Annotated in this window: 16 protein-coding genes; 5 read left to right on the top strand and 11 right to left on the bottom strand. The window is 46.0% G+C overall.

All coding sequences use genetic code 11. From position 1 onward, the window contains the following. Positions 1-138: 138 nt before the first annotated feature. From GPL15_RS19935 to GPL15_RS19910, 6 genes are all read right to left on the bottom strand, one after another. Complete coding sequence (locus GPL15_RS19935) at positions 139-771, bottom strand: HAD family phosphatase (RefSeq protein WP_215700425.1); 633 nt, start codon at positions 769-771, stop codon at positions 139-141. Between the two features lie 116 nt (positions 772-887). Then, positions 888-1,871, bottom strand: coding sequence for an SIS domain-containing protein (locus tag GPL15_RS19930; RefSeq protein WP_215700424.1), 984 nt, complete (start codon positions 1,869-1,871; stop codon positions 888-890). A 40-nt stretch (positions 1,872-1,911) separates the two neighbouring features. After that, a complete protein-coding gene (locus GPL15_RS19925) occupies positions 1,912-2,754 on the bottom strand; it encodes a PTS system mannose/fructose/sorbose family transporter subunit IID (protein WP_215700423.1) in 843 nt (280 codons plus the stop codon). Between the two features lie 12 nt (positions 2,755-2,766). Further along, positions 2,767-3,576, bottom strand: coding sequence for a PTS sugar transporter subunit IIC (locus GPL15_RS19920; RefSeq protein ID WP_215700422.1), 810 nt, complete (start codon positions 3,574-3,576; stop codon positions 2,767-2,769). Between the two features lie 37 nt (positions 3,577-3,613). Continuing rightward, complete coding sequence (locus GPL15_RS19915) at positions 3,614-4,078, bottom strand: PTS sugar transporter subunit IIB (RefSeq protein WP_215700421.1); 465 nt, start codon at positions 4,076-4,078, stop codon at positions 3,614-3,616. Further along, positions 4,075-4,497, bottom strand: a complete 423-nt coding sequence (locus tag GPL15_RS19910; RefSeq protein ID WP_215700420.1) for a PTS fructose transporter subunit IIA — start codon at positions 4,495-4,497, stop codon at positions 4,075-4,077. The genes GPL15_RS19915 and GPL15_RS19910 overlap by 4 nt, the downstream gene beginning before the upstream one ends. A 323-nt stretch (positions 4,498-4,820) precedes the next feature. On the opposite strand from GPL15_RS19910, the gene GPL15_RS19905 reads away from it, so the two are divergent. Genes GPL15_RS19905 through GPL15_RS19895 form a run of 3 tightly spaced genes read left to right on the top strand, consistent with a single transcriptional unit; the run spans position 4,821 to position 6,739 of the window. Continuing rightward, positions 4,821-5,594, top strand: coding sequence for a nitroreductase family protein (locus GPL15_RS19905; RefSeq protein ID WP_215700419.1), 774 nt, complete (start codon positions 4,821-4,823; stop codon positions 5,592-5,594). Between the two features lie 22 nt (positions 5,595-5,616). After that, positions 5,617-5,958 carry a metalloregulator ArsR/SmtB family transcription factor gene (locus tag GPL15_RS19900; RefSeq protein WP_215700426.1) on the top strand — a complete coding sequence of 114 codons (342 nt, stop codon included), beginning with the start codon at positions 5,617-5,619 and terminating at the stop codon, positions 5,956-5,958. 40 nt (positions 5,959-5,998) lie between these two features. Further along, positions 5,999-6,739 (top strand): EFR1 family ferrodoxin, encoded by a 741-nt coding sequence (locus GPL15_RS19895; protein ID WP_215700418.1) that lies wholly within the window; start codon positions 5,999-6,001, stop codon positions 6,737-6,739. Positions 6,740-6,930: 191 nt separating this feature from the next. Here GPL15_RS19895 and GPL15_RS19890 read toward each other — a convergent pair whose 3' ends face one another. From GPL15_RS19890 to GPL15_RS19870, 5 genes are all read right to left on the bottom strand, one after another. Continuing rightward, complete coding sequence (locus GPL15_RS19890; protein ID WP_252198520.1) at positions 6,931-7,203, bottom strand: PD-(D/E)XK nuclease domain-containing protein; 273 nt, start codon at positions 7,201-7,203, stop codon at positions 6,931-6,933. A 17-nt stretch (positions 7,204-7,220) separates the two neighbouring features. Further along, positions 7,221-7,661, bottom strand: coding sequence for a hypothetical protein (locus tag GPL15_RS19885; protein WP_215700416.1), 441 nt, complete (start codon positions 7,659-7,661; stop codon positions 7,221-7,223). Positions 7,662-7,690: 29 nt separating this feature from the next. Further along, the gene (locus GPL15_RS19880; RefSeq protein ID WP_215700415.1) at positions 7,691-8,443 is read right to left on the bottom strand and encodes an aminoglycoside phosphotransferase family protein; all 753 of its coding nucleotides are present in this window, start codon (positions 8,441-8,443) and stop codon (positions 7,691-7,693) included. Positions 8,444-8,469: 26 nt separating this feature from the next. Beyond that, entirely contained in the window at positions 8,470-11,082 is a 2,613-nt protein-coding gene (gene adhE / locus GPL15_RS19875) for a bifunctional acetaldehyde-CoA/alcohol dehydrogenase (protein ID WP_215700414.1), read from the bottom strand. A 68-nt stretch (positions 11,083-11,150) separates the two neighbouring features. Further along, positions 11,151-11,318 (bottom strand): hypothetical protein, encoded by a 168-nt coding sequence (locus GPL15_RS19870; protein WP_215700413.1) that lies wholly within the window; start codon positions 11,316-11,318, stop codon positions 11,151-11,153. Between the two features lie 54 nt (positions 11,319-11,372). Between GPL15_RS19870 and GPL15_RS19865 the strand changes: the two genes are divergently transcribed. Continuing rightward, the gene (locus tag GPL15_RS19865) at positions 11,373-11,750 is read left to right on the top strand and encodes a hypothetical protein (protein WP_215700412.1); all 378 of its coding nucleotides are present in this window, start codon (positions 11,373-11,375) and stop codon (positions 11,748-11,750) included. Between the two features lie 115 nt (positions 11,751-11,865). Then, positions 11,866-12,630: an alpha/beta hydrolase gene (locus GPL15_RS19860; protein WP_215700411.1), complete on the top strand. Its 765-nt coding sequence runs from the start codon at positions 11,866-11,868 to the stop codon at positions 12,628-12,630. Positions 12,631-12,764 lie beyond the last annotated feature (134 nt).

Raw genomic sequence — 12,764 nt, 5'->3', positions numbered from 1 at the left:
CCTGGAGCCTTAGTTTCACTTACGGTTGGAAGCTGGTTTTCATCCCCGAAGGATTCCCCTGGGCCCGCCCCCATCCAAACCTCCAGTCCGTCCCCTCGTCCCGATTTCCTGCGTAACTTCCTCAACTAAATAAAGATTTCACATCATTAGATACCCCAGCACATCACCGAGCTGCCGGATCACCTTCGTGGCCCGGCTTTGGTCTATGTTTTCGCCATGACGCGGCTTCAATGCAAAGACCCGCAGGCCTGCATTTAAGGCTGCCTCAATGCCGGTGGCGGAATCCTCCACTGCGAAGGCATTTTCAGCGGTCAGGCCCAGGCCTTCCATGGCTTTTTGGTAAATTTCCGGGTGGGGCTTATGGTTATTGCAGTCCACTCCGCTGATATAATAATCCACCAAACCGGTCACTCCCCCGGCTTTCATCATAGCTTCTATTGATGCCCGGTCGGAGGATGACGCGATGCCGATTAAAACTCCCCTCTGCTTTAATTCCTCAAACAACGGTTTTACCTGCGGATCTACCAGTTTTTCATAGGGTTCGGGATGAACTTTTCTGTATTCCCGGTATTCTAACATCATCTGCCGGCGCAGCACCGGATCATCGGGCACGATGGCCTCCCAAATAGCCTTTTCGTTCGAACCCACAAAATCTGTCTTCTCACTGCGCACATAGTTCTTTTCCCGCAGATAATCCTCCCGCCTCTGCTGATAAAAATACTCCGTATCCGCCAGCACTCCGTCCATATCAAAAATGATGCCCTCTATCATAATATCTCCCCTCAAGCTCTTTAAAACTTTTATCATGTGCAGGACACCCAGCGGCAGGATGCCTCATGCAGACACGGCGAACTGCATTTCTGCCGTCCGCCGTCTGAACTGTTGCATTAATATTCTAATTTCCACATATAGCGGCGCTTTGTCAGCGGATGCTGACGGACATAGGACAGTTCCTCAGCATAAACGCGGAATACTGCTGTATGTAACAATGGGTTGAAGTAAGTAGCCACGTCGCTGCTGATCTCAGAAGACAGGCCGTAGTCTTTTGCATCCACAACCGTAGTCAGGGCGTCGAATCTCTCCAGGAAGGTCAGGGCCCGGGAATCGATGGAGCGTGTCTTTCCGTCATTCATAAGCAGTACGAAAGGTACGTCTTTTTCTGTAATTTCAAATGGTCCGTGGAAGAATTCTCCTGAATGGAAGCTGCCGGAGTTGATCCACTGCATTTCCATCATCAGGCAGATGGAGGTGGAGTATGCAACTTCAGCGCTGGCGCCGCTGGACATCACATAGATAACCGGAGCGTCCTTATATGCTTCTGCGAATTCTTTAGCGGCTTTCTTAGCAGCCTGTGCGCTCTTCTCAGCCAGTTCGAAGATCTTGTCAAAGCCGTCAACCATCTTGTCATATTTGTCGTAGCCTTCTGTCTGCTGTAACAGTTCCAGGGCAAGAGCCATTACATAGCCCATTTTTTCCAGTTTTGCCGCATAGTTTGCCTCAAATCCATGGATAACGCTGTAGTCCGCATCTGCGGTCAGGGCAGAACCTGCGGCGTGAGTAACGCTTACAACCGTTGCTCCTGCGGCTTTCGCCACTGCGTTGGCTTTTACTGTCTCAGGTGTGCTTCCGCCAAGGGATGCGCTGATGACAACGGTAGTCTCACCCAGCCAGTCCGGGGTATCGAAGTTGAATTCATTAGCCGTATAATGAGCCACTCTCAGCTTTTTGCTGGCATTGGCAAGAAAATATTTTGCTGGATACAATTCGCTTTTGGATGCGCCGCAGCCCACGAAAGCTACATTTTCAATGGTATGTTTGCTTAAAATGTCAGAAACAATGTCCTTAACCTGGTTCAGATTGATGTTGTACATGATAATCTCCTCCTAAAATAATAGATATTTATATGTTTTCTTACGCCAGTACGCCCAGCGCGTTGATAATGATACCGCCTATAATACAGATTAACAGAAGCCATCCCGTGGATACCCGTTTCCGGATCAAGCCGTACATTGTCAGGGTAACAGCCAGGCTGAGGGCCTGCGGAAGTATGCCGTCCACAATATCCTGTAAAACCAGCCCAGTGCTTTCAAATGCAATCGGTGTCGTGATTCCCACCATACTTGCCACCATTGCGCCGATTACCATAAGACCCACAACTCCGCAGACGTACATCAACTGATCCATCAGGTTTCCGCTCTGGAGTTTGGTCAGATACCGGCTTCCCATGGTATAGCCCAGCTTACCTCCAAACCAGGTTACAAACCAGGATGGAATCAGGGAAATCAGGATTGCCAGAATCGGCCCAAGGATGCTGCCCTGCTGTGCCAGAGATATTCCAAGCCCAAATGCAATAACTCTCACCGTACCCTGGAAAAATGAATCCCCTACGCCGGAAAGAGGCCCCATGAGGGATGTCTTTACCGCGTTAATCGTATCCGGGTTAAAATTATCCCGGTCCGCAGCATACTGCTCTTCCATGGAAGACGCCAGCCCAAGCACAAATGCGCTGGTCTGCGGAGTACAGTTATAAAATGCCATATGGCGTTCGTAAGCTTCTTTTTTCTGTTCAACCTGAACAGGATCCTGGTCATTGGGATATAATTCATCCAATGTAGGGGCAATGCCGTATAAAAATCCCATGTTCATCTGACGTTCGTAGTTCCAGGATGCCTGGATCGCCCAGGACCGCCAGAAAAACTGCAGATATTTTTTAAAATTGGAGCGCTTTTCAGGCGCAGCATTCGAATTGCTCATATCTCTTCCTCCTTACGCTTCCAGCGGATCATCATCTTCCAACGGGTCATAGTCATCCAGTGCATCAGCAGCATTCACAGCATTTCCACCGCCGCCTTTGAACTTGAGGCCGCTTAAAACAATGGCCGTAATGACTGCGAAAATAGCGATTGCCGTAATATTCAGTCCCAGATATCCTACCAGGAAAAATCCAAGGAAGAAATAAACCGTAAGATCCTTATTTAACATGGTTGACATAAGTAATGCAATACCGTAAGCGGTAAGGAATTTAGTTCCCAGGTTCAGACCTTCTGTCAGCCATCCGGGAATCACGCTGACGATTGCCTGCACGACATCCGTGCCGGCATAGACCGCAAGAAATATAGGCACAAAATACATCAGTGAATATAACAGTGTCCCCCACAGAATATGCATCTGACAGGCCCGCTTGAATTTCCCCTGGCTGATGGCGCTGTCCGCCACATGGGTTAAGTTTGCCAGTAAGATTCGTCCCAGCACTCCGATGGCCTGCCCCAGCAAAGCGATAGGCACCGCAAGGGCGAGAGCTGTTTCCATGGTCGCATCCGTCAAAATGGCGAATGCCGCAGTTATAATGGCGGCCATATTCATATCCGGCGGAGCTGCCGCTCCGATATTTACCAGACCCAGACTCATGAGTTCCATGGATGCGCCTACCGCAAGTCCCGTAGGCAGGTCTCCAAGCACCAAACCCACAATCGTACTGGTGATCAGGGGCCTTTCCAGATTGAGGCGTCCAAGCAGTCTTGAATCCAAGATGCAGAACACGCCGACCAGGCCCAGGATAATGGATGTACCCAGCATAATTTAATTCCTCCTCATTCTTTAACTTCTTAATTCCCTATAAGTTAAGCGGCTCGACTTTCAGGCTTGGCGTCTGCTGGATATAGAGCTTAATTCCCATATCCACCAGTTTTCTTGTATCCTCGGCTTCGCTCTCCGTCATGAAAATAGCGCTTCCGTACTGCTTAGCTCCTGCTTTATTTGCCAGACCGCCGTAATTGATCTCCTTGATCTTGGGATATGCCTCACAGAATGCCCGCAGCGTTGCGGTATTTCCAAAAATCATCATAATATTTTCATTCAACGTCTCGACCTTTGGCATCTTGGCAAGCGTAGTCGCCAGGGAAAAGATATTCAGCCGTACCCCGGCCGGTTTGCTTAAAGAAAGGGCTGCTTTTTTCAGTTCATCGGATGCGGCGGCATCATCCACTACAATAATCCGCTGTGCCCCCACATAACTGCACCATGAAAATACAACCTGCCCGTGCAGCAGACGATAATCCAAACGTACCAGTTTAATCATAAGTCATCCTCCTCTTCTTCGGCTGCCTGAAGCAGCTTCTCCGTACAGTTTACAATTTGTTCTCTTGCCTGTGAGATCAGGCTCTCCAGATCTTCTGAAGAAACCGCTTCACCTGCCACAGCCAGCGTCAGCACCAGGCTCAGATTCATCCCGCAGATAATTACCAGATCCGGGTAATCCCCCAGAAGCGTCATCATGTCGTTATTAACACTTCCTCCCAGTACATCCGTCAATATGTAGACCTTATCCGTCTTATCAAAGCTGTCCAGCAGACGGCGTGCGGCGGTCACAATGCTCTCCGTCTCATCCCGGGTAGTCGCCAGTGCGTAAAGATTAGGCAAATCCCCAAATACCATCTGAACCGTATCTTTCATCCCCGCAGACAATCCGCCATGGGAAGCCAGAATAATCTTGTTCATATGCTTCTCCCTTCTTTCCCCTTAATGATTTTGCTATAATTTACTACGTCTATGTCATCCTTAACGTCATAGACGTCATAATCGTTATATTCATAATATCATATTATGCAAATCTGTCAAGATTATTTTCAAAAAAAGTGCGGTTCTGTTTATTTGCACAAATACGCCTCTTCATTTTTGGTAATAATTACAATAAAAACCTATTAAAAACTCAATGGTAACGTATTTCTTTACCAATGTTGTTTTCTTTTGTTGTTTTGCTATAATGGTTAATGTACTTTAACCAATGCGGCCATTGTTGGAAAATGAGGAGGAAATACATTATGGCAGACCATATGATTAAAATTGATTCGGATAAATGTATCGGCTGCGGCCTGTGCGCAAAAACCTGTGTGGCCCATAACATTGAATTAAAAAATGGCCTGGCCCGGACCTTATCGGAACACTGTCTCATGTGCGGCCAGTGTTCGGCCGTCTGTCCTAAGGAAGCCGTATCCATCAGCGGCTATGATGAGCAGGCCCTTCCCCAAAAGGAACAGATCCGTTTAAATCCCGGCCAGGTTTTAGATGTGATCCGTTTCAGGCGGACAATCCGGCAGTATCAGAAAAAGGAAATCCCGGCTCACGTACTGGAACAGATATTAGAAGCAGGACGGCTCACACATACCGCCAAAAATATGCAGGACGTTTCCTTCCTGGTTCTGGATAAGGAAAAATCTGCCGCTGAACGGATGGCGGTCCGCTTATTCAGAAAAATAAAGCCTTTTGCGGATCTCTTTAACCCTATGGCCAGGAATGTCAAAATTGACGATCATTTTTTCTTCTTCCAGGCTCCCATAGTGATCGTAGTATTGGCCAATAATAGGACCAATGGCATTCTCGCCGCTCAAAATATGGAATTTGTAGCAGAAGCCCATGGTTTAGGCGTGCTTTTCAGCGGATTTTTCACATCCTGCATCAACATTTCACCTAAAATCAAGAAGTTTTTAAAGGTTCCTAAAGGAAAAAAAGCCGCGGCCACTTTAGTACTCGGTTATCCCAATGTAAAATACCGCCGCTCGGCCCAGCGTGAAAAACTGAACGTCACCTATATGTGAGGAGAAAGTTATGGAGGAAGCTATGGAAAAAGAATGTGAAGAACGGATACAAAAAATTAAAAATGGCTTTCAGGACTGCAGACATGCATTTACTGCCATCGGAGATGAAACAAGACAACTCATTCTGCTGGTCCTCTTAGAAAGTGATCTGTCCGGCATCCGGGTTGGTGAAATTGCGGAAAAAACACATTTGACAAGGCCTTCCGTATCCCATCATCTGCAGATTTTAAAAGAAGCAGGCATTGTGATGATGAGAAAAGAAGGAACCAGAAATTATTATTATATTGCGTTGGATGGGACACAATGGAAAGGTATGGCTGACTTGGTTAACCTCATTTATGAAAGTATCAGCCGTCCTTCCTAAAGCCCTTATTGTCTTCAACTTATAAAAGGAGGATATGTCTATGATTTTATATTTTTCCGGAACCGGAAACAGCGAATTTGCTGCCAGAAAAATAGGAAATGAAATACAGGATGAGGTTTTTAATCTATTTACCAAAATCCGTGACCGGGATTTCTCAGATATGCACTCAGAAAAACCCTGGGTCATCGCCGCGCCCACCTACGCATGGAGAATTCCCCGCATATTGGAGGAATGGCTGTCCAAAACCAGGCTGAACGGATGCCGGGATATCTATTTTGTTATGACCTGCGGTGGGAATATTGGAAACGCGGGCGCGTATTTGAAAAAACTGTGTGCATCTATAGATATGAATTATATGGGCGTATTTGAAGTCGTAATGCCGGAAAATTATATTGCTTTATTCACCACGCCTTCGGCTAAAGAAGCGCAGGAAATCATTAAACAGGCTGAACCCGGAATCAGCCGGGCAGCCCGGTTGATAAAAAACAGGGAAACATTTCCTCAGCCCCCTGTCGGGATAAAAGACCGGATGGACAGCGGGATTGTGAATACCATATTCTACCCTTTATTTGTGCACGCTAAAAAATTTTATGCCACGGATCGCTGCATTTCCTGTGGTAAGTGTGAGAAGGTATGTCCTTTAGCAAATATCCGTATGGAAAACGGGAAACCTGTATGGGGGAAGGACTGTACCCATTGTATGGCCTGCATCTGTCGGTGCCCCAAAGAGGCGATTGAGTATGGGAAGCATAGCAAAGGGCTGGTGAGATATACCTTTTAAAGTAAAGGGGCTGTCGCACTAATAAAGTAAAGGGTGAAGGCATTTCGCGAAATGCCTTCACCCTTTACTTTAGTGCGACAGCCCCTTAATGTAAATGTTCTAGTTTTAAACAGAATTCTCCGCCTGCGGCGGGCCGCTTTAGCGGCACTCACCAAAGTGCCGCCATAATATGAACAAATTCCTGTATTTGCCTAAACACCGGCCCTTACCAGGCACTCTTTTTTATAAAAGCAAATCCCATACTTTATAATCATCTCATATCCCTCTTCCTTCAGGGATGCCTCATATCTCTTGTCCTCAATCTGATGAAGAGCTGCTTCACACCCACCTTCTAAATCAGACAGCTTGCCGACAGCCTTTATTTCTATAATAACATCCCGCCCTCTGATGCTTGGTGTCCTGAGGATTAAATCCGGTCTTCCGTTTCCTAATTCCCGGTTTGACAGAATTCGGTAGTCTTTCATACGTTTCAAAAGCCCGGCTACAAAGCCATGATAAAAACTTTCTGCATAATCATAAAACTGATTGTTTCCTGCAGGTTCAGGGATAATTCCCGGGACATTGTATCAGTGTCTCCCTGTTCCAGCATAATTTTCATAAACCGTTCTTTACGGTCGCCCAGCTTCCCTGCAATCTCTTCATGCCGGCGGAACTCATTGGCAATCTGACGCTTGATGCTCACCATCGCCAGATAGAAATCCGGCTGTTTCGCGCCTTTTAAAGTAAAACTAATAACCGGATAACCTGTCATCCCGGATAAATACTCTTCCCCTGCCCCCATTATGTTCAGTCCCGAGAAAAGGCTTCTGTTCCTGGCATTCGTTTCCTCATCGCCAGTATTCTCGAAAAAGTACCGGATTACAAGAATGACAGCTCCTATTCCACTGTTATCAAAAGACTTGGTGAAGTGCCGCAAACCCACATAACGCTGATCTCTTACCACTTCCCAGCTTATTCATACTCCACTACATCCAGCCACTTCTCCAGCAATTCCTTCTCCGCCGGAATCGCCTTCGCCAGCCTGGAAGCCGCTGTAATCGGCAGCCATCTCTGTACATACTGTTTCGCAGTATCGCTCTTATCACAGAACTTATTCATATACAGATCCGCCAGCTTCTGATCCTGAAGGGCGAACAATAAGTAGGTAGTAGCCGCGTCAGCGGACGCATTTCCCTGTGTGGCATGGGACCAGTCCAGAATATGGTAACTGCCCTTGCTGTCCACAATGATATTGGACGGGTTGAAATCGCCGTGAAGCACCTTTGTATGTCTCGGCATACTGGACAGGCGGGTGCGCAGCTCATACCGGGTGGTGGCATTCACAGCGGTCAGCGCAGAAATTTTGCCGTCCCATTTATCTTTTAATTTGTTTAAAAGAGGCGCTTTTTTGCTGTGAACCAGCATCTGCAAAGCCACGAATTCATCCATATACTTATCTACATTCGCAGGATCTTCTTCCATGATCTGAGCCAGGGTTTTCCCTTCGATATATTCGGAAGTAATGCTCCAGTTCCCGTCTTCCAAAGTGGTTACGCCCAGAATTTTCGGGATCGGAAGACCTGTTTCTTCGACCCTGGCCTGATTGAGAGCTTCATTCAAAATGTCGGTTTTCGGATAATTTTTGTCAAATACTTTAACAGCAGTATCTCCGACTTTATAGATAATCTTGTGCGTCCGTGTTGCTAAAATCTTATCTGTTTTCATAATGCTATCTCCTTTCTATCCTCTTCTTATTTACCGTAGTAAGCTTTTAAATACATTTCTTTAATCTCGCTCATCAATGGATATCTCGGGTTAGCACCGGTACACTGATCGTCAAATGCCTGCTCAACCATTGCATCCAGGGTATCCAGGAAATATTTCTCATCAACGCCGTAGTCTTTGATGGTCTTCTTAACGCCTACAGCCTCTTTTAACTCTTCGATCTTAACAATGAATTTCTGAACAGCTTCTTCATCCGTTTTCGCCTGAACGCCGCAGAAACGTGCACATTCCGCATATCTTGCCATTGTGTGCGGATACTGGTACTGGGAGAAGGTTCCCATCTTTCTCGGACATTCGGCGGAGTTAAAGTCGACAACCAGGCTGATTAACAGGGCATTTGCAATGCCGTGAGGCAAATGATGGAACGCGCCCAATTTATGCGCCATGGAGTGGCATACCCCAAGGAATGCGTTGTTAAATGCCATACCAGCCATGCAGGAGGCGTCTGCCATCTTGCAGCGCGCTTCCACGTTGGTACCGTCGTTATATGCGGTTGGAAGGTATTCAAATACGTTCTTCATAGCCTTTAATGCAAGGCCGTCCGTATAATCGCTTGCCATTACGGAAACATAAGCCTCTAATGCGTGAACCAGCACGTCGATACCGGAAGCGCTTGTTAAGCCCTTAGGCTGGCTCATCATGTTGTCAGCGTCGACAATGGCCATCTTAGGCATTAACTCATAGTCAGCAAGCGGGTATTTAACGCCTGTTTCCTGATCTGTGATAACTGCGAAGGAAGTAACTTCTGAACCTGTACCTGAAGATGTGGGGATTGCCACAAAATACGCTTTCTCACCCATCTTAGGGAAGGTGTAAACTCTCTTGCGGATATCGATGAAACGCATAGCCATATCCTTAAAGTCAACTTCCGGATGCTCGTACATTACCCACATGATCTTACCTGCATCCATAGCAGAACCGCCGCCCAGTGCGATGATTACATCAGGCTGGAATGCTGTCATGGCTTTTGCGCCTGCCTGGGCATTGGCAAGAGTTGGGTCAGGCTGTACTTCGGAGAAGCACTGGTAAACAATGCCCATCTCATCCAGTTTATCGGTAATCGGTTTTGTATAACCATTCATATATAAGAAGGAGTCCGTTACGATGAAGGCCCTCTTCTTGCCCATAACAGTTCCTAATTCGTCAAGCGCTACAGGCATACAGCCCTTCTTAAAGTAAACCTTCTCAGGTTGTCTGAACCAAAGCATGTTCTCTCTCCTCTCAGCAACGGTCTTGATGTTCAGCAGATGTTTTACGCCTACATTTTCAGAAACGGAGTTTCCGCCCCAGGAACCGCAGCCGAGTGTGAGGGAAGGTGTCATCTTGAAGTTGTAAAGGTCGCCGATTCCGCCGTGAGAAGAAGGGGTGTTGATAACAATACGGCAGGTCTTCATGGCTGCTGCATGTTTCGCCATTTTCTCAGTTTCATTTGGATTGATGTAAAGGGATGCCGTATGTCCGTATCCGCCGTCAGCTACAAGCTGTTCTGCCTTTGCAATGGCCTCGTCAAATGTCTTAGCCTTATACATAGCCAGTACAGGAGACAGTTTCTCATGGGCAAATTCTTCTTCAATATTAACGGATTCCACTTCACCGATCAGGATCTTGGTATCTTCCGGAACATTTACGCCTGCTAAGGAAGCGATTTTATGTGCTGACTGTCCGACGATCTTAGCATTCAATGCGCCGTTGATCAGGATTGTTTTACGTACTTTATCAATTTCATCGCCTTTTAAGAAATAGCATCCACGGTATTCAAATTCTTTCTTCACTTCTCTATAAACTGATTCTAACACAGTTACAGACTGTTCGGAAGCACAAATCATACCATTGTCAAATGTCTTCGAATGGATGATGGAGTTCACCGCCATCTTGATATCAGCCGTATCATCGATGATAACAGGTGTATTTCCCGCGCCAACGCCCAAAGCAGGTTTTCCTGAAGAGTAAGCAGCGGTAACCATTCCAGGGCCGCCGGTTGCCAGGATTGTGTCCGCCCCTCTCATGACTTCATTGGTCAGTTCCAGTGACGGAACATCGATCCAGCCGATAATTCCTTCCGGCGCTCCGGCCTTCACTGCCGCATCCAGAACGATCTTAGCTGCTTCAATGGTACATCCTTTTGCACGTGGATGAGGAGAAATGATGATGGCATTTCTTGTTTTCAAAGAGATTAACGTTTTGAAAATCGCTGTAGAAGTCGGGTTTGTGGTTGGGATAACCGCTGCGATCAGGCCGATTGGTTCCGCAATTTTTTTAATGCCGAATGCCTTATCTTCTTCGATCACGCCGCAGGTTTTAGTGTATCTGTAAGCGTTGTAAATATATTCCGCCGCATAGTTATTTTTTATAACTTTGTCCTCTACAACACCCATTCCCGTTTCCTCAACCGCCATTTTAGCCAGCGGAATGCGCATCTGATTCGCTGCCTTGGCCGCTTCATAGAAGATCTTATCCACCTGCTCCTGCGTGTATGTGGCAAAGATCTTCTGAGCTTCCCTCATTGCTTTCATCTTTGCAATTAAGGCATCTACGCTGTCAATAATTGCCGGTACGGTGACTTCTGTTTTGTTTGCCATGATGATTCCTCCTAAATAATATTTTATAAGTAAAAATTAATTGATATTTATTTAAAAATTAAATAATATCATTTCGTTAAAAAAATATCAATCGGTAATATCATACAATATTGGTTTGGATTGTATTTATTTTTGTGCAATTTTACTTTCCCTGTCATTTCCCATAAATAAAGGCCTTTTTCCTCTTTATCCTTTGCCTCTCCCCCTTTCTGATGGTATAATTGCTGTAGAACCATTTATTTCTTCCCAAACAAACGATTCTTTCCATCATATAAAAAGGAGGCCGAATTATGCTCAATGACTTAAAATATTTCCCCGACAACACCTGGAACCAGCCATTAAACATTGATAACAAGATCGTGGAAATCACCATCCAGGGAGCCAAGGAAGAACCGGACGAATTGTATCTCCGTCTGGCTGAAAAGATCATTTCCAATGTGGACTTTTATTTAAACAAATCCCAAAAGCAGCTCAATGCCTGGAATCTTGCCAAAAGCTGTATGCCTCAGATATCCTCCTTATACTTTGGAGATTACGGATATGGGAACGGCAAATATATGGATGGAGGATTCACCGTTACGTTCAGTGATTCCGACCAGCATACCATGCATACGGTGAAATTCGATATGCGCAACACCCCAATCGGATATGAAATGTGGTTTGCATAGAATGATATAACTTGTTCTGAAGAAAGGAGAAATCATGAGAATAACAGAAAATATCTGACCAGCAGGGCGCCATATGCCTTGCTAATAAAAATAATACAATATTAGGAGGCAGTTTATGTCATTTTTTAAATTTGAAAATAAGGACGTTTATTATGAGGAAACCGGATGTGGAAAACCCCTGTTTCTGCTTCACGGCAATACCGCATCATCCACCATGTTTGCCATGGCAGTTGAGAAATACTCCCAAAATTACAAAGTGATTCTCATCGACTTTTTAGGCCACGGACGTTCCCAACGGCTCGACACATTCCCGGCCGACCTGTGGTTTTATGAAGCAGAACAGGTGATTGCATTTTTAAGGGAAAAACAATATGGAAAGGTCAATATCATCGGATCCAGCGGCGGAGCCCTGGCTGCCATCAACGTGGCATTGGAAGCTCCTGAACTTGTAGAAAAGGTCATTGCAGATAGTTTCGAAGGCGAAGTTCCCTTAAATTCATTTACAGACAACATAGTGGAAGAACGGGAAGCCTCAAAAAATGATCCTGATTCCAGAATGTTCTACTATTATATGCATGGCGACGACTGGGAATCCGTTGTGGATAACGATACCAATGCCATCGCCTCCCACTGTAAAACCATCGGCAGGTTTTTCCACAAACCGCTCAGCAGCCTGTCCGTTCCAATCCTGATGACCGGCAGCAAAGAGGATGAATTTATAAGCTGCATGGGCCCCAATTATTTCGAGAAAACTTATGGAGACATGATACGCAAAATTGGCCATGGGGAAATCTATCTCTTTGAAACAGGAAGACATCCGGCTATGCTTTCCAATGAAGATCACTTCAGAGATGTGTGCCTGAGCTTTTTAGAGAAATAGAAAAAGGGCTGAAAAATTGGGATTTAATTGAGGAAGTTACGCAGGAAAGCGGGACGAGGGGACGGACTGGATGTTTGGATGGGGGCGGGCCCAGGGGAATCCTTCGGGGATGAAAACCAGCTTCCAACCGTAAG

This window comes from Clostridium sp. MCC353 (genome assembly GCF_018785315.1).
Lineage (GTDB): Bacteria > Bacillota > Clostridia > Lachnospirales > Lachnospiraceae > CHH4-2.
The sequence above is the reverse complement of the archived record's forward strand: the minus strand, read 5'-3'. Positions and strand labels throughout refer to the sequence as shown.

Coding starts and splice junctions, on each gene's coding strand:
- GPL15_RS19935 (WP_215700425.1), bottom strand. CDS start 771: ATGATAGAGGGCATCATTTTTGATATGGACGGAGTGCTGGCGGATACG.
- GPL15_RS19930 (WP_215700424.1), bottom strand. CDS start 1,871: ATGTACAACATCAATCTGAACCAGGTTAAGGACATTGTTTCTGACATT.
- GPL15_RS19925 (WP_215700423.1), bottom strand. CDS start 2,754: ATGAGCAATTCGAATGCTGCGCCTGAAAAGCGCTCCAATTTTAAAAAA.
- GPL15_RS19920 (WP_215700422.1), bottom strand. CDS start 3,576: ATGCTGGGTACATCCATTATCCTGGGCCTGGTCGGCGTGTTCTGCATC.
- GPL15_RS19915 (WP_215700421.1), bottom strand. CDS start 4,078: ATGATTAAACTGGTACGTTTGGATTATCGTCTGCTGCACGGGCAGGTT.
- GPL15_RS19910 (WP_215700420.1), bottom strand. CDS start 4,497: ATGAACAAGATTATTCTGGCTTCCCATGGCGGATTGTCTGCGGGGATG.
- GPL15_RS19905 (WP_215700419.1), top strand. CDS start 4,821: ATGGCAGACCATATGATTAAAATTGATTCGGATAAATGTATCGGCTGC.
- GPL15_RS19900 (WP_215700426.1), top strand. CDS start 5,617: ATGGAAAAAGAATGTGAAGAACGGATACAAAAAATTAAAAATGGCTTT.
- GPL15_RS19895 (WP_215700418.1), top strand. CDS start 5,999: ATGATTTTATATTTTTCCGGAACCGGAAACAGCGAATTTGCTGCCAGA.
- GPL15_RS19890 (WP_252198520.1), bottom strand. CDS start 7,203: ATGAAAGACTACCGAATTCTGTCAAACCGGGAATTAGGAAACGGAAGA.
- GPL15_RS19880 (WP_215700415.1), bottom strand. CDS start 8,443: ATGAAAACAGATAAGATTTTAGCAACACGGACGCACAAGATTATCTAT.
- adhE (WP_215700414.1), bottom strand. CDS start 11,082: ATGGCAAACAAAACAGAAGTCACCGTACCGGCAATTATTGACAGCGTA.
- GPL15_RS19870 (WP_215700413.1), bottom strand. CDS start 11,318: ATGGTTCTACAGCAATTATACCATCAGAAAGGGGGAGAGGCAAAGGAT.
- GPL15_RS19865 (WP_215700412.1), top strand. CDS start 11,373: ATGCTCAATGACTTAAAATATTTCCCCGACAACACCTGGAACCAGCCA.
- GPL15_RS19860 (WP_215700411.1), top strand. CDS start 11,866: ATGTCATTTTTTAAATTTGAAAATAAGGACGTTTATTATGAGGAAACC.